This is a genomic window from Streptomyces roseochromogenus subsp. oscitans DS 12.976, from assembly GCF_000497445.1.
Classification (GTDB): domain Bacteria; phylum Actinomycetota; class Actinomycetes; order Streptomycetales; family Streptomycetaceae; genus Streptomyces; species Streptomyces oscitans.
The window spans coordinates 8397095-8413159 of record NZ_CM002285.1 but is presented as its reverse complement, the minus strand read 5'-3'; the positions used below and the strand labels follow the sequence as shown (position 1 = coordinate 8413159).

The 16065-nt window shown below is 71.3% G+C and carries 11 protein-coding genes; all 11 read right to left on the bottom strand.

What is annotated here, in order from left to right:
• Positions 1–14: 14 nt before the first annotated feature.
• On the bottom strand, positions 15–773 hold the full coding sequence (locus M878_RS86075) for a T4 family baseplate hub assembly chaperone (RefSeq protein ID WP_023552708.1): 759 nt from the start codon (positions 771–773) through the stop codon (positions 15–17).
• Between the two features lie 6 nt (positions 774–779).
• Complete coding sequence (locus M878_RS86070; protein ID WP_023552707.1) at positions 780–1304, bottom strand: phage tail protein; 525 nt, start codon at positions 1302–1304, stop codon at positions 780–782.
• Positions 1305–1329: 25 nt separating this feature from the next.
• Positions 1330–3189 carry a phage tail sheath C-terminal domain-containing protein gene (locus M878_RS86065; RefSeq protein WP_031226839.1) on the bottom strand — a complete coding sequence of 620 codons (1860 nt, stop codon included), beginning with the start codon at positions 3187–3189 and terminating at the stop codon, positions 1330–1332.
• Positions 3190–3560: 371 nt separating this feature from the next.
• The gene (locus tag M878_RS86060) at positions 3561–3854 is read right to left on the bottom strand and encodes a hypothetical protein (protein ID WP_031226837.1); all 294 of its coding nucleotides are present in this window, start codon (positions 3852–3854) and stop codon (positions 3561–3563) included.
• A gap of 30 nt (positions 3855–3884) precedes the next feature.
• Entirely contained in the window at positions 3885–5651 is a 1767-nt protein-coding gene (locus tag M878_RS92560; RefSeq protein ID WP_023552704.1) for a peptidoglycan-binding protein, read from the bottom strand.
• 190 nt (positions 5652–5841) lie between these two features.
• Positions 5842–7386, bottom strand: a complete 1545-nt coding sequence (locus tag M878_RS86050; RefSeq protein ID WP_023552703.1) for a TRAFAC clade GTPase domain-containing protein — start codon at positions 7384–7386, stop codon at positions 5842–5844.
• An 8-nt stretch (positions 7387–7394) separates the two neighbouring features.
• Complete coding sequence (locus M878_RS86045; protein ID WP_023552702.1) at positions 7395–9842, bottom strand: GTPase-associated protein 1-related protein; 2448 nt, start codon at positions 9840–9842, stop codon at positions 7395–7397.
• Positions 9843–9862: 20 nt separating this feature from the next.
• Positions 9863–11050: a TRAFAC clade GTPase domain-containing protein gene (locus tag M878_RS86040; RefSeq protein ID WP_023552701.1), complete on the bottom strand. Its 1188-nt coding sequence runs from the start codon at positions 11048–11050 to the stop codon at positions 9863–9865.
• Positions 11051–12622, bottom strand: coding sequence for an Hsp70 family protein (locus M878_RS86035; RefSeq protein WP_023552700.1), 1572 nt, complete (start codon positions 12620–12622; stop codon positions 11051–11053).
• Between the two features lie 3 nt (positions 12623–12625).
• A complete protein-coding gene (locus M878_RS86030) occupies positions 12626–14623 on the bottom strand; it encodes an AAA family ATPase (RefSeq protein ID WP_031226835.1) in 1998 nt (665 codons plus the stop codon).
• Positions 14620–16065: hypothetical protein (locus M878_RS86025; protein WP_245238286.1), on the bottom strand; the 1446-nt coding region annotated here is incomplete at its 5' end. The genes M878_RS86025 and M878_RS86030, both read right to left, overlap by 4 nt.

The following is a 16065-nucleotide window of genomic DNA, read 5'->3' as shown; positions in this document are numbered from 1 at the left end:
GGCGGTCGAAGTGGTCAGGCATCCGCACACAGCTCCAGGTAGTAGCGGCGCCGCAGCGGGCTGAGCGCCAGGACCTCGGACTCGCTCCATCCGTAGTGGCCGGCGAGCAGATGGACATCCTGCAGCGTGCCCCGCGCCCAGGCGTCCAGTTCGGCCCACAGGTACGAGCCGATGTCCAGTTCGGCGGTGGCCGCGTGACCGCAGTCCGGGCAGGTCAGGTTGAGCCGGACGTCGGCTCCCGGGTCGGCCTCGGCCGCGGCCTGGGCGACGCGCTGCCGCACGTGCTCGGGCAGTGCGTCGGCCGCCACCTCGGTTCCGGAACGTTCGGCGTGCAGCACGCAGCGGGCGACGAGTTCGGCACCGGCCTCCACAACAGGTGACGCCTCGACCGCGGCCAGATCCCCGGCCGTCGGCAGCCGGAACCGCACCGTCCAGCCGTCGGCCTCGACGGCCAGCGGTCCGTCCGCGACCTCGGCGGCCCCGGCGCCGATCACGTCCTGCACGCCGAGCGTGAACTCCATCTCCCCGCCGCACTGACGGCACGTCACGCGCACCTCCAGCCGCTCTCCGAAGAGTTCACGCCGCAGCGCGAACAGATCGGCGTCACGACGCCCTACCGGGACGGACAGCAGCTCCTCGGTGCCCGCCGCCGGCCGGGCGGCGGAGTGCAGCAGCAGGGCGCGCTTGGCGTACCCCGCGGCCAGCCCCGACTCCCAGACGGCCAGCAGGGCGGCCGCACCGACCGATGCGCCGGCTGTACCTTCCGGACTCACTGTCGGCTACGCGGGATTGGTGTACGACGGCTCCTGCGGTTCCGGGACCGACCAGTCCCGGTCCCAGCCTTCGCACTCCAGCTTGAGGCTCTGGATGGCGACCGCGTTGGCGTTGGCGTCCATCTCGCCGAGCACCTGGTACTCGCTCGGCCAGGCCCGGAACACCTTGTGCGCGACGGCCACCTGGCCGGCCTCGTTGAGCACCTGGATGACCAGGTCCTTGCGGAAGTCGGCGAGCGAGACCTCGGCGCCCGGACCGGCGCCGACCTGCCAGACCTTGTTGGCCCAGCGGTCGAACTCCGGGTCGTGGGTGACCCCGCGCTCCAGGGTGATCGCCTCGAACTCGGTGCGGCCCGGGGACTTCCGCGGCGAGCTGGGATCGCCGCCGTTGCGGTGCTTGACCACCTCGGTGGTCCGCTTCAGCGGGCTGATCTTGCTGATGCCCGCGACCACCCGACCGTCCCAGACCACCAGGAACTTGAAGTTCTTGTAGGGGTCGAATCGTTGCGGGTTGATGGTGAACTCGGCCATGAAAGCTGCTTCCTAACCCCTGAACCTAGGCCTCGAACTGCCCGGCCATCTGCTCGATCTGGACGACCACGAACTCCGCGGGCTTCACGGGAGCGAAGCCGACCAGCACGTTGACCACTCCGCGGTCGATGTCCGCCTGCGTGGTGGTCGAGCTGTCGCACTTGACGAAGTACGACGCGCGCGGAGTCGTCCCCTGGAACGCCCCCTGCTGGAAGAGCTTCTGCAGGAAGGCCTCGACATTGAGCCGGATCTGCGACCACAGCCGCTCGTCGTTCGGCTCGAAGACCACCCACCGCAGCCCGCGGTAGAGGCTCTCCTCGATGAACAGCGCCAGCCGCCGCACCGGTATGTACTTCCACTCGGACTGCAGCGCGTCCGCTCCCGCCAGCGTCCGAGCGCCCCACACCACCGGGCCGACCACCGGGAAGCTCCGCGCGCAGTTCAGCCCCAGCGGGTTGAGCAGCCCGTTCTCCTTGTCGGTGAGCTTGACGCCCAGCGCCCGTACCCCGGAGAGCGGGGTCTCCGTCCCGGCCGGCGCCTTCCACACCCCTCGGGCGGCGTCGGTCCGGGCGTAGACCCCGGCGATGGTGCCGGACGGCGGGAAAGAGCGCAGCCGGCCGGTGAGCGGGTCGATGAGTTCCAGCTGCGGGAAATACAGCGCCGAATGGTTACTGCGCACCGGGTCGAACGCGGACAGACCGGCCCGCGCCGCGTCCACGCTCGACCAGGTCTGCGGAGCATCGGCGATGACGAAGAGCCGCTTCTCCTCGGCGAGCGCCTGCGCCGCCGAAAGTACGGTGAGCTGGTCCTCGATGTTCGGGTAGGCGGAAATCTCGGGCAGAACCAGCAGGTTGACGTCCTGGACGTCACGCAGCGCCTGGATGCCGCTCTTCTCCGGCTCACTGCCGATCAGGTCGGTCGGGCCGGGTGCTCCCCCGTCCTCGCCGCCCGCGAGCGCGAAGACCGGCGGGTTGACGCCTGACTCCAGGCCGAGGTTGTTGGCGGCCTCGCCGACGAAGCGCACCGTGTCGGCGGGATCGTTGGAACCGGCCACGATCTGCAGGCGGTTGCCGAAGGCGGTGACGGTCGTCCCGGCGAAGACCCGCCGGCCCGGTGCGTCCGGCAGCGCGCGCAGCTTGCGCTCCAGCAGCAGGGCGAGGTCGGTGACGGTGACCGGGGCCTTGCCGTCCTGCTCGGCGTCGTAGATACGGAAGGTCCGCTGGGCCGTCCCGATCTTGACCTCGATCTGCCGGGTGAGGTCGGGCAGGGTGGCCGCGAAGGGCTTGGACACGGTGCCCACCGGGTCCGGGCGCTGCTCGGCGAGGACCTTCACCCTGATGGCGTCGGAACCGCCGTTGACCGCGGTCTCGGCGAAGTTGGGGTCGCCGGCCTTGGGCGACAGCCCGGAGAAGAACTCGCTGACACCGCCGGTGATGTCGAAGACCCGGAGGTTGAAGGTGCTCTCCGGAGCGGTGGTGTCGTAGTCCACGGAGAGCCGCAGGCCCGCACCCCAGGCACCTGGCTGCTCGGCGGTGACCTCCAGGACCGGGGTTTCGGTGCTGCTCTCGGTCGAGTGCAGCGTCACCGTCGCCGACTTGCCCGTGCCGGCCGCCACCGCGCGGACGATGACGGCGACGGTGCCGCCGTTGACGAAGAACTGCTGCACGGAGTAGCTGACCGGGCTCTGCGGGTCCAGGCCACCGAACTGCCGCTCGTAGTCGGCGAAGCTGGTGATGGTCACAGGCCGGTCGACGGGTCCCCGCCGGGTGCGGCCGACAAAGGCGGTGACCGAGGTCGTCACGGTGCCGATCGTGCGGACGCTGCTGGGCAGCTCCTCGATATAGACCCCGGGATAGGTCGGTGTCGTCGTCAATTCCCCCTCCATTCCCTTGTCGCACCCGGGGACACGAAGAAGGAGGAAGACGCACGCGAACCGGCCGACGGCGCGCAGCGCGCTGTCGTCGCCGTCGAATGCGTGCGGAGTCACGACTTGCGAGCACCGGGAGAGGCCCGGTGCGGCCGTTACCTGATTCCCCCGTCGCAGCCCCTGCGGCACCTGTACCGCGAGGTGTTGCGCTGGTTACACATGAAGTCCCTGGTGCCTGAACGCAGGATGAGTCTCACGGTGCGGTTACGTACCAGTCAAGGACCGCATCCGGTCAGTACTGGTCATTCCCGGCCGGAGACGGAGATCTGCACGCTTCACCCCAACCGCCTTCACAACTGTCCATCGTTTATAGGGGACTTGAGCTGATGTCAGCCGCCCTCGGGAAGCCTGGTGTAGTCGATCGCGTGAGTGCCGGTGGCGGGAGTTCCCGCGAGCGCGTAGGCCGGCGGCTTGGCCGCTCCCAGGAACCAGCCCCAGCGGGCGCCGTAGCGGTGCTCCAGCACACGGAAGACCGCGTAGTAGACCGTGCCGAAGCCGGTGGTGAGAGCGGAGTTCACGGTGGCGTTGTTCAGATGGATGCCCAGCCGCGCGGCCTGCAGCACGACGAAGGCCACCAGGTAGGGCACGAAGGTACGCCAAAGGGAAATAGCTATCTGATACATGACGGTTCCTCAGTCCGTTGCGGCGGAAGGTCACTCGACGGCGAAGCCGTGCGCATGGCCGAGCCTGGTCAGCGAGTCCTTGCCGGGGATGCCGTCGGCCATCATCCCGGTGTAGCCGTAGCGCTTCTGGAGCTGTGAGTAGGCGGCAACGGTCTTGGTGCCGAAGGAGCCGTCGACCCACCTGCGATCGAGCAGCCCCTCGTCGGCCAGGGCTAGTTCGATCGTGAGGACGTCGTCCGGGTTGCTGGTCGCGCCCTGCGGAGCGCCCGGGTCGTGCCGTGCCGAGTCGACCACCTTGGTGTGCGCGACCGTGGCGAGCGGTATCGCCCCGTGCAACAGGGAGCGCAGCGAACGCTCACCGGGCACGCCGTCGGCGTCAGCGCCGGAGAAGCCCTGACTGCGTTGGTAGTCGGCGTAGTTGAGGGTGTCCGCGTCCGTCCACTCGGGGCCAGGGCCGTCGTGGTAGTGCTTGCCGAACCCGGCGGCGACCAGCGCCCGGCCGACTGCGGTGACGTGCATGCCGTTGGCGCCGAAGCCGTATCGCAGCCCACCGAGGGTGACTTGGCGGCGTACCGGCTGCTCGGGCTGAGGCTTGGGCTGTGGCTTGGGCTCAGGCTTGGGGCTGGTGCCCGAGCCCGACGGCCGCGGCGCCCCTTCGCGCACCCACGCGTAGAGCACCGGCCCAGGACAGTCGGTGGCGTACCCGTCCCGATGGCCCTTGATCTCCGGACCGGCCGGTCCATGCTTCTGGCAGTACTCGATCGCGTCCCGAAGGCCGTTGAGCTGGTCCCAGGTGGGCGTGGTGGATCCGGAAGCGCCGACCAATGCGCAGACCGCGTAGTGTGCCTCGTTGAGCGGCACGTTCCCGTTGGCGCTGTTGCGCCGCTGCAGCCCGCGGCCTTCGTAGACCACACCGTGCTCGCAGACCACGAAGCTGTAGCCGATGTCGGACCACTTGTCGAAGTCCATGTGCCCGTCCTGGATGCGGCGCACATAGGCCGCGCAGGTGGAGTGCGGGCCGAACGTGTACGGCGTGCCCAGGTAGTGGATCTTCACACCCTTGCGCGGCTCGTGGTACGGGATCGACCCGTTCGGCTCCCGCCAGGGGCGGGCGCCCCATTCGGCGCGCGAAACCAACTGCAGGCCTTTCCATGGCTGTTGGGGCCCCGGATGCGGCGCGGGCCGCGGGTGCGGTGTGGGCTGAGGGTGCGGCCGTGGCGCAGGGGACGGCTTCGCCGCCGCGGCGCCCGCCCACTCCCTCAGCTCCCGCATCGTGCCGTGGTACACATCGACGTCCATCGGCCGGTCGGTGTACTGATGGAACTTCCACGGAGCCCGGATCCTGGGCGCGCCCGGTGTGACGTAGTCCGCTATCCAGAGGAAGTCACCCGCGTTGTCATCGGTCCGGAACCAGTAGTCGCGGTCGACGTAGAGGCCGACCAGGTTGTCCGGGTAGTGCCGCTTCACCGCCGCCAGCCACTGGTTCTTCACCTGGGTCGCGTGCGCGTCACTCACGTTCTGGCCGTACGGTTCGAAGTCCAGTGCCAGCAACTCGCCCTGCGGCACATGGCCGACGACCCGGCAGAAGTGGTCCACCTCGTCCGCGACCGCGTTCTCCGCGTGCAGGAAGTGGTAGTGCCCGACCACCAGTTTGCGGCGTCGAGCCTCGGCCAACTTCTGCTTGTAGCCGCTCTGTTCGGTGTGCGCGCCCTCGGTGGCCTTGATGAAAGCGAAGCCTGCGTCCCCCGGTATGCCCGACTGGAAGTCGGACACGTCGTACCCCTTGGCGTAAGCCATCGACAGTCCTCCCGTTACCCTGATCCCCGCCACGCCTGGTCCGAGCGATGGTCCATGGGTAACTCCCAGTAAAGCCACATTCAGAGCCCCACGTCACGCGGCCCTCAGGACTTTCATCGGTTTTCATCCGTCGGCTCGGGCGATCTCCACACCTCATCCACATGCGCGACGAGGTGGCCGGGGGGAACGCTCACTCGCGCAGACACCACTCAACGAAAGCCGCAATACTCGGGTCCACCCGCCCCTCCTGATCCGCTACCGCCGCCGTGCAGAAAAACCGCACCTCACCGAACTCCAAATCCATCGTCTTCACCAGATTCCGCAACCCCAGCCGCTCACACAGCCACTCCCGAGCTGTATCGCTGTCGTCCGGGCGGTCGGGCAGCAGGCCCGGCCGGCCTGCCAGAAGGTCCCTCTTGGTGACGGCGACGGCGAGCCGGGCCTTGTCGAGGCGGGTGCCCATCGTGCGTACGGTCTGGAGCGAGCGCGCGAACACGTCCTCCGGGTCGACCGTCGAGCCCAGCGTGCGGTCGACCTTCGGGCCCGCCGGGTCGAGGCGGGTCCAGAACGCGTCGACGGCCATCGGGTCGAGGACGAACACAAAGGTGCGGGCCTCCCGGGCATAGCGCAGCGCGTCGGTCTCCTCCCGGTTGACGAACCGCTCGCCGGCTGTGTCGAAGACATGCACCAGCCGCTCGGCGCGGCCGCTGCCGAGCACGAACGAATGGGCTCGGGGCAAGGTCTTCTGGGTGGGACGGGTGTGGCCCTGGATCTCCAGGACCTCGTTCAGCACCCGCTGGTTGGCACGCGACTCGGGGTCCGCGAGCCGGATCGCCGGCCCGCCGTTCTCCGCCGTGTTCTCCAGTGACTTCACCATCGCCGCCATCAGCTGCGTCTTGCCCGCGGCCCGGCCGCCGATCAGCGGCAGGATCAGCTCGGGCATGTGCCCGGCGTCCGGGTTCATCGGCTTGCCGCAGTGTTCGTGCACGCAGAAGCCGCTCAGCCGGGCGTCCCTGCTCATCAGCATCAGCAGGGTCGGTATCCGCTCGCCGCAGGCGCACCGGCGCCGGAAGAGGCCGAAGGTGCCCGGGCGGATGTCGGCGTGCCGGCGTCGGCAGGTCGCGCGGGGGCAGTCGTATGCCGGATAGGGGACGCGTTCGAAGCAGCTCGGGCACAGCATGCCCCGGGGCAGCCCGCGCAGGATCATCACCGTGCGGTCGGCGGCCCGCAGGGTGAGCGCGGTGAGCCGGGCACCGGCCGTCAGCAGAGCCACGCCGAGCGCCTGCACGCCGAGGAGCAGGCCCAGCACCGGTACCGCGGCGGCGGCGCCGACGCCGAGGCCCAGGTAGAGGGTCAGGCCGTACGGGACAGAGACGGACCGGTGCATGGAGGGGGCGGTGAACTGGCGGGCGGTCACCCGGCGGTAGGCGTCGTTGACCGTGCGGACATACAAACGCCAGCCCTGAGTGAGGAGTTGGCGCAGGTCGCGGGTGGCGGGGCCGAAGAAGTAGTTGCGGTGGGCCAGTTCGTCGGCGGGGCGGTACGGCGGGATGGTCACGAACTCGGGGGTGCGCAGGCGCAACACGCCGTTGAGCAACTGGCCGTAACGCCAAAGCAGTTCACTGACCAGGGCGGCCCCGCGCAGGACCGCGATCGCCGGGGCGAAGACCAGGTAGACCAGGAGCAGGGCCAGGTAGACCGCGGGGATGATGACGAAGAGCAGGATGTCGTCCATCGAATGGCTCACCCCTCTTCCGGTCGGGGGCCGTCCGGGGACCGCCGCTGGGCGCGCTTGCGGGTCCACTTCTTCACGCGGCCCAGGCGGTCTTCGGCGTACTCCTGATAGTCGTCGGCGAGCCGTGTGTCATAGGGGCGGAGCGCGCGGGCCAGGCGGTCCAGGTCCTCGGACCGCCAGTGGTGGGCGGTGTGCAGGCGCAGCGCCTCGACGATCTCCAGGTGCGCCTGCGGCAGTGCGACCCGTTCGCCGTTGACTGCGATCACCCCTGTGACATGACTCAACAGCACCTCGTCGACACGGCCCGAGGTCAGCGCGGCCCGGTGTACGGCGCGCAGATAGCCGTCGGCCAGGGAGAAGCCGAACTCCCCGATCTCCGTGCGCAGCCGGGCCGGGTCGGCGGGCAGCCGGAGCATGGCGGGGAGCAGCCGGTAGTGCTTCAGTGCGCGGGGTGCCGCCCAGGCGTCGATCTGCGGGATCCGGAACGCGCGGGCGAGCGCTGTGGCCTCGGTGGCCTCGCGCAGGGCCGCGTCCAGCCGGAGGATGGTCCGCACGCACTCCTGGGTGACCGCCCGCAGCCAGGCGTAGCGGCCGGGTGCGGTCAGTGTGTCGCACAGCACCAGGCAGTCCCTTAGGCCCTGCTCGTCCCTGACCTCCTGTTTCATCGCGCGGTCGAACCACTCGGCGACCACCTCGGCCACCGGCTGGTCCGACGGCAGCCCGCGGGCGATCGCGGTCGCCTCCTCATACGTCCAGACCGGTGACGGCTGCCGCCACAGCCCGCGCAGGAGCTCCGCGTCCGGCGTGGCCAGGCCGCGCACCTGAAGGATCCTGAACAGCAGCTCGACCGTGCGGGCGGGCTCCCGCTCGGCCTGCGCCCGCCAGTAGTGCTCAAGGAGGCGGGGCCGCTCATCGAGGTCCCGCTCGCTCAGCAACTGGGCCGGGAACTGGGCGAACAGCTGCTCCTGACCCCCGCCCCGCTCGTCCAGCACCTCGTGCACCGCCGTCGCCAGCGCGGCCCTGAACTCCCTCAGTGTGTAGACGAGTTGGGCGACGTCCTCGCGCAGGCCGGGGCCCGCGCCGGAGGAACCGAGCAGGGCGCGGGCCAGATCCAGGCTCTGGGCCGCGAGCAGCTCCGGCGGCGGGGCGAGCCGCGCACCCACCGCCCACAGCAGCAGCCGTACCCGCTGACGGCTGGTGGCGGCCTCGCCGAGCAGCCGCTGCCACAGGGCGGTGGCCCGCTCCTTCTCGGCTGGATGGGTGATCGGCACAGGGCCCGGCGCGTTCTCCGTGCCGGTCACATAGGCGCGGATGCGGGACTGGTGGAGCTTGCCCTCCAGTTCCTGGTGCAGCGCCACGTCGCCGCCCGCCTGGGCGGCCGCGCTCAGCGCCGCGAGCTGGTCGTCGTTCAGGTCCCGGTGCTTGTGGTGGATGTCCGCCGCCACCGCCGCCCGGCGCGGTCCGAGATGACCGGCGCCGGGCAGCCAGTCGATCACCGCGCGGACGTCGGCGTCGGTCAGCTCGATGCCCCCCGCCGCCGCGGCCGCCGCCACCGGGGCGTGCCAGTCGCCCAGCGCCCACTCCTGGCCGTGTGTGTACTCGGCCGTCCAGGACCACACCGAGCGGATCGACCCGACCCCGATCCGGGTCAGCAGCCGTACCAGATGGTGGGTGGGCACCACCTCGGGGAAGCGGCCCGCGGAGAAGTCGAAGACGGTGTACGACTCCTCGTCGTCGGGGCCGAACTCGGGGTGGGCCTCGGGCACCGTACCGATGAGGTGCAGCCGGCTGCGGGTGGGGCGGAAGAGGTAGGTGGCGAAGGAAAGAGTGCGGGCCAGCGGGGGTGGCAGGAGGTAGGAGACGGTCGCGAACCAGTGGGCGATCCGGTCGGTCGTATCGTCGATCACCACGACCGAGCCGTCCTCCGCGAGCGCCGTGAACACCGCCGCCAGCAAGGCCGGAAGCTGCTCGGCGTGCGGGTGCGCACGCAGGAAGGCGCGCGCCGAGCGAGGGGACAGCGGGCCGCGTGGCAGGGGCGCGGGCAGCTCCGGGATCTCGGTCGTGCCGGCGACTCGTGCGGTCCACAGCGGGGAGTCCCACAGCTCGATCGCTAGCGGCTCGCCGCTGTCCGGGGTGAACTCGCCCTCGGTGTACAGGGCGTGGGCGAAGTAGTTGCCGAAGCGGCGCGCCGAGTCCCGGCCGACATACCGCACGCACAGCGTGGTGGCGCCGCCCGGCCGGCCCGGGGTGTGGCAGAGGTTCACCGGGCAGCGGGCCAGCAGCTCGGGGGTGTCCGACTCGACCAGGGAGCGCGGTGGTTCATACCCGGCCAGGCCCTCCACCCGGTGCCGGGTCTCGGCCGAGACCCGCTCGCTGACCGCGTTGAACTGGAAGCCGGAGGAACCGCTGAGCCCGTGCTCGCAGGAGGTGTAGTAGAGCTGCTGGAAGCTCCTCATTCCGCTGCTCGTCCCCCTTGTCATCCGCGGCCCGCCTTCGGCACCGCACCGAACTCGCTCAGCAGCCACAGCAGCGGATCCGCGACCCGGTAGGGCTGGATGCCGGTGTCGGCGACACGGGCCTCCGGTGTGGCGCTGCGGCCCAGCGCGGAGACACCGAAGTAGCGGTAGCGGGCGAAGGTGTTCTCCAGGGACTGGTCGATGGGCACGCCGTCCCATTCCTTGAGCAGCTGACGGACCTCCTCGTGGACGCTGAGGCTGTCGCCGACGTCGAAACGGCCGCGCGCGGGTGCGTGTGACCGCAGCGGGCTGCCGTTCTCCATCAGATGCCAGAAGGCGTCCATCTTGGAGAAGACCACCGCGATCGGGGTGTCGGCCTTCGCTGCCTTGCCGCCCTTCGCGGCCAGCAGCATGCCGCTCACCCGGCTCAGTACGTTGATCGGCGGGTCGATGCCGTCCAGGCCGGGCAGCGCCGTGCCGGGTGCCGCGTTGTCCCGGGCGCCCGGCATCTGCAGCGGGTCCAGCAACAGGATGATGCCGTCCGCGTTGGTCAGGTAGCGGGTGTTGAGCTCCACGCTCTCCCTGCTGTTGAAGTCCTCGCCCGCCGTGTCGAAGAACGACAGCACGCTGTGCTGCGGCCGCTCCCCGAACAGCCCCTTGCGGCGCAGCCCGAACCTGAACACCAGTGGTTCCACCCGATTGGCGTTGGTCGTCGCGGTCTGTGTGGGCGGGAACATCTGCCGGTCGCGGTAGAGCCGGTCCTCGTACTCCGAGCTGTAGCGGCGCATGGTGGTGTCGTCCAGGCCCATCAGCGAGGCGCCGTAGGCCTCGCCGACCTGGTTGCGCATCTCGTGCAGCAGCACGGTCATGTAGATCGTCTTGCCGGAGGATCTCGCGCCGACCATCGCGATCAGCCGGTTCTCCACCATGCCGAACTGCACCGGCAGTTCGACGTGGCAGACCGGGCAGATGCGGTACGTCGTCTCGCCGTCACAGTCCGGGCACACCGCCGTCGACTTGCGGCCGTCGGCGGCGAAGTCCGGGCCCACGTCGTGGCTGGGGCGCCGGCCGAAGCGTTCGTCGAGGACCGGGTCGCGGCGGCGCTCGCACTGCTTGCGGGTGCGGCTGAGCCGGCTGTTGCAGCGGAACCGGATCTCACGCGGGGCGAAGGTCTCGTAGCAGTAGGGGCAGGTGAGTCGTCTGGCCATTCAGGTCACTCGCAGCCGGTGCAGCGCCGTGGGGCGGATGTCGATGTCGCGGTCTTGGCAGGAGTCTGGGTCGGAGCCGGGGCCGGAGTCCGGGCCGTCCGCCGGGAAGCAGACGAGCCAGGAGGAGCCTCGGGTGCTGGGGAAGGGGAACTCCACGGTGAGGGGGGTGCCGGCGGGGAGGCGCTGGGCGGGGACCTCGTGGAGGACGGTGCCCTCGGCCGTGCTGGTGGGGCGGTAGCGGCCGAGGCCGTGGACGATCCGGAGGGCGGGGAGGTCGCAGCCGGTCCGGGCGGTGAAGGTGACGGTCGCGACGCGGGCGCCGGTGAGGCGGCGGCGCAGGGACGGTTCGTACTCGACGATGGGGGGTTCGGCCGGGATGCGCAGGGAGGCGGCGCCCTCCGTGTCGACGGTGGCGTCGGGGACCAGGGCCTCGACGGTGAGCGTGACCGCGCCTCGGCCGACGGGGAGGTCCAGGCCGCCGTCGTGTTCGTAGACCCGGCGCTGCCAGCGGATGTCGCCCTCGCGGGGGCGGGTCGCTGCCGCGTCTTCGCAGCGCCAGCGGACGCGGGCGGTGAGGGCGGAGTCGGGCCAGGCCCAGAGGACGAGGAGGTGGTCGTCCCGGCGGATGGCTTGGAGTTGGGTTACGGGGACGGCGTGGAGGGTGTGGGCCGGTTGCGGGTGTGTCTGGGGTTGGGGTTGGGGTTGTGTTTCGGGTTCTGGTTCGGGGGTGGGGAGGGGTGGGGTGGTGGCGGTGGGGGGTTCGCTGCGGGCCGGTGGGGGTTCCTCGCGCCCACGCGGCGGAGCCGCATATGTCTCGGCCCCGCGCCCCTTCGGGGCGCTTTCTGGTTCTGGGTCCTCCACGGGAGTGGACCAGGCGTGCGGTTCCGGGTCCTCCAGCGGAGGGGGAAAGTGGGTCACCGTCGGTGCCGGGCCGAAGGTGATGCGGAGGAGCCCGAAGTCTTCCAGGAGCAGGAGACCGTGTACGACGGCCAGTTCGGGGGTTGTGCAGCGGACCGTCAGGCCCTGAGCCTCGGCGAGGTTCTCGATGTCCGTGCGGTGGGCGGGCGTTGTGTACAGGTCGCCGGAGAGGAGTACGGAGTCAAGGGTCGCCTGGGTCAGTTCCCGGGCTATCGCCGTGCGGGCGTGGTCGTCGGCCAGTTGTTCGGTGCGCGTGGTGACGACTCGTACCGTCAGGTCCGGGGTGATGGCGAGGACCGTCAGGTCCACCGTGGCCGCGGCCTGGTCGACCACCAGGACCGTACGGTGTACGCCCTCGTCGATCGCGCCGTAGTGCAGGGCCACCGCGACCGGTTCCGGGACGACTCTGTTGACGCGGAGGCCGGCGTCCTCGGCGGCGCGGCGGAGGCGGGCCTCGGCATCGCGGCCGGCGGAGGCGGGCAGGCCGAGCATTGCCTCCTCACCTGTGGCTTCGGCGAGGAGCGCGGTCAGTGCGGCGTCGCGGTCGGTGGCTGTCTCCGTTCCGGCCAGGTCCGTCACCGTCACGGCCGGGCGGCCTTCCGCGTCGATGCGGCCGATGCGGGCGATGCGGTGGCCGATGGCGATACCGAGCATGTGTCAGCCGTTCCCTTCCTCGGTCCTGGCCCACGGCGTGCCGTCGGCGTCGATGCCGAGCCGGATCCGGCTGCCCGGGGTCGGGCGCTGGGCCAGGAACCGGGCGACCACGGCCTCCCGCAGCCGTTCCAGTTCGTTGCGGATCTGGCGGCCGCCGTATGCCTGGTGCTCCGGGTCGCTCATCCGCTCGGTGATCCAGGGGTGCAGGGTGTCCGTGTCGGGGACCAGCTCGACCTGGTGGCGTTCGCGGACGGACTCGGTGAGCTGGCCCAGCAGCCGGTCGGCGATCTTCACGATGTGCTCGCGGCGCAGCATGTCGAAGACGACCACGCCCGGCTTGAGCCGACCGTAGATCTCCGGCCGGCCGATCGCCCGGAATTTCTCCTCCACGGCCCGGGTGAAGTGTGCCTCCAGGGCGGAGTACGGCACTTCTTCGCCGCCTTCGGAGTCGCCTCCGGACAGCAGACTCTGGACCGCCTCCGCGCCCGTGTTGGAGGTGAAGATGATCAGGCACTGGGAGAAGTACGCGGTCTGGCCGCGGCCGTCGGTGAGGCGGCCGTCCTCCAGGATCTGGAGGAACTTGTCCAGTACCCGCGGGTGCGCCTTTTCGATCTCGTCGAAGAGGAGGACGCTGAACGGCCGTTCCTGGACCCGTCGGGTCAGCTCGCCGCCCTGCTCGTGGCCGATGTAGCCAGGCGGTGCGCCCGCGAGCCGCTCGGCCGCGTGTTCCTGCTGGTACTCGCTCATGTCGAAGCGGGCGTACGCACTCTGGTCGCCGAACATCAACTCGGCGACGGCCTTGGCGAGTTCGGTCTTGCCGACGCCGGTCGGGCCGACGAAGAAGAACGCGCCCCGGGGGCGGGCGGTGCCGGAGCCGCCGAAGTCGACGCCCACGAAGGCCGCCTGGAGCGCGGCGGCCACCGCGTCTACGGCCTTGGACTGGCCTACCACCCGGGCGCCCAGTACGTCGGCCGCGCCGGCGACGGTCTCCCGGTCCAGCTGGGTCCACGGGTCGACGCTCACGTTGAGCCGGTGCAGTTCCAGGAGCTTGTCCGGTTTCCGCAGCGGCACGTCGCGCAGCCACGAGGTCCGGGCGAGCGCGTCGATGTCCCAGCCGGACATGCCGTCGGTGGCACCGACCAGGGCCTCGATGTCGTGGCGCGTGGCGTCCGGGGCGCCGTTGAAGTCGCCGCGCAGCCAGGTCAGCCACAGGCGGCGCTCGCTCGGGTCCGGTGGGCCGACGTGCAGCGTGGCGATCCGGGGGTCCTCCAGGTGGAACCAGCCGGGCAGCCGGCCGACGTCGCCCACCGCGCACAGGACGGCGTTGCGGGCGTGCGGGCGGTGGCCCGCCAGGGCCTCGCGGGGGGTCACGGCGTCCGTCATCGCGGCGCGCAGCCGGAGGTAGCCGGCGCTCGATTCCGGCTGGCCGGGCGGGAGGTGGTGGTCGATGTCCTGGAAGACGAAGGCCGTGGCCGCGTCGGGGGAGGCGGCGAGTCGGTGCACGGTGGCGACCACGTCGTCGAAGGCGCGCGGGGGGCCGGCTGAGCGAGGGGAGAGCAGGCTCGACCGGTCCCGCTCGCGTTCGATGCCGCGCCGGCTGCGCGGGTTGGCTCGCTGTCGGTCGTCCTGACGCCGGTCATCCTGACGCCGGTCGTCCGCGGGTGTGCCCCGGTCACCGCTGCCGGTGGCTGTGCGGGGCCGGTCCGTCTCCAGCCGGGCGAAGCGCTCCGCGTGGCCCGGCAGCGGGAAGGTGAGCCCGGCCACCGGGTCCCACCAGCCCACCACGTCGGCGCCGCGCACTTCCAGCACCCCGGCGACCACCTCCCGGAAGGAGGCGGGCCGGTCCTCGAACCACCAGCGGTCCCGGATCTGCCCGTTGATGATCACCTGACGGCCGCGCCGCAGCTCCCAGCCGAGCGAGACCGCCCACAGGGGCATCATGCCGTCGGCGGTGACGGGTCCCGTACCGTCCTCGCCCTTGGCGAAGCCGACCGTGCTCACGGGGTCGTCCACCTCCAGGAGGTCTCGTGCGGCAGCGGCTTGGCGCGCCGGCCCGGCGGTTTGCCGTCCCAGCCGAGCTCACCCGGGACGAAGCCGTCGTCGCCGCCCAGCGCCCCGTGCACCCGCTCCAGCAGCGCCTCGGTGGTGTCGCACACCGCCTCGTCCTGCGGGGCGTACAGCGTCACGTCCGGCTCGCCCGCCACGCGGTAGACGAGGACGGGCGTGCCGTCGTCCTCGGTGGTGACCGTGGTCTCGTACGTCGCCCCGGTCGGCCGCGTGAAGTGCAGCCGGAAGCTGCCGCCCTGGTCCTCACCGCCCTCGAAGGCGAACCCCTCGCCGGTCATGGCGTCCCGGAGCGCCTCCACCAGGTCCCGGCGTCGCTGGTAGGCCAGCTCCAGCTCGTCCAGCCGGCGTTCGGCGTCGGGGAGCCGCCCTTCCAGATCGGCGACCGCCTTCAGTGCCTCGGCCGCCGAGCGCCCGGTCAGCGCCTGGGTGACGGCGCACAGGTGGTCCCCGATCTCGTCGGCGAGCCCGGGGTCGCCGAGATCGGCGGCGGTGTCCACCACGCCCTCGGCCGCCGGCCGTACGACGTCGAGCCGCTCGGCGGCCTCCACGAGGGCCAGCTCCAGGGCCGCCTGCGCTGCCTCGGCGCGCTCGCGCTCCGCCGCCTCGGCCGCCTCCCGCTCCTGTTCCGCGAGTGCCGTCCGCTCAGCGGCTTCTCGGGCCTCGGCGACCTTCGCAGCATGCCGGGCCAGGGCGTGTTCGACCGTGCCGAGCAGGGCTTCGAAACGGACCTGCCGGCCCGGGGCGGCGGCCGCGCGCAGCTGGTCGAGCAGGTCGGTGCAGCGCCGATGGCCGTCCGCGTCGAGGGTGGCGCCGTCCGTGCCGGTGGCGGAGAACCGGCGCTCCAGACCGGCCAGGACGGCGGAGGGGTCGTCCGTAAAGTTCCCCCCTGCTGTCGAGCGCAGGCTCACGACCCGGCCGCGCAGTTCCTCCACCGCGTCCCCGAGCTGTTCCCCACGGGCGGCCCGCTCCCGCAGGTCGGCCAACCGCCTCTCCAGGGAACCGACGTCGGCCCGCGCCCCGGACCGCTGGGCCTCGGCGATCAGCTCCCGCACCTCCTCCAGACCGCGCTCGTCGGCCCGGTTCTGCTCCGCCCGCGCACGGGCCAGCCGGGCGCCGCGCTCGGCCGTCCGCCGGGCCGCCAACTCGGCCTCTTTTCGTGCGACTTCGGCACGGCGCCGCTCCGTCTCGGCACGCGCGCGTTCCCGGCGGGCAGCCGCCTCCTGGGCCAGCCGCGCCCGCTCGGCGGCCCGCCTGCGTTCCCTGGCCCGGCGCTCCTCGGCCCGGCGACGGCGCTCCGCCGCCTCCCGCTGGGCATACATCGCACCCACACGGACGCTGCTGTACTTCGGTGACCCGCTCATCGTCCCCTCCGCTCC

Coding starts and splice junctions, on each gene's coding strand:
- M878_RS86070 (WP_023552707.1), bottom strand. CDS start 1,304: ATGGCCGAGTTCACCATCAACCCGCAACGATTCGACCCCTACAAGAAC.
- M878_RS92560 (WP_023552704.1), bottom strand. CDS start 5,651: ATGGCTTACGCCAAGGGGTACGACGTGTCCGACTTCCAGTCGGGCATA.
- M878_RS86050 (WP_023552703.1), bottom strand. CDS start 7,386: ATGGACGACATCCTGCTCTTCGTCATCATCCCCGCGGTCTACCTGGCC.
- M878_RS86045 (WP_023552702.1), bottom strand. CDS start 9,842: ATGAGGAGCTTCCAGCAGCTCTACTACACCTCCTGCGAGCACGGGCTC.
- M878_RS86040 (WP_023552701.1), bottom strand. CDS start 11,050: ATGGCCAGACGACTCACCTGCCCCTACTGCTACGAGACCTTCGCCCCG.
- M878_RS86065 (WP_031226839.1), bottom strand. CDS start 3,189: ATGGAGGGGGAATTGACGACGACACCGACCTATCCCGGGGTCTATATC.
- M878_RS86035 (WP_023552700.1), bottom strand. CDS start 12,622: ATGCTCGGTATCGCCATCGGCCACCGCATCGCCCGCATCGGCCGCATC.
- M878_RS86060 (WP_031226837.1), bottom strand. CDS start 3,854: ATGTATCAGATAGCTATTTCCCTTTGGCGTACCTTCGTGCCCTACCTG.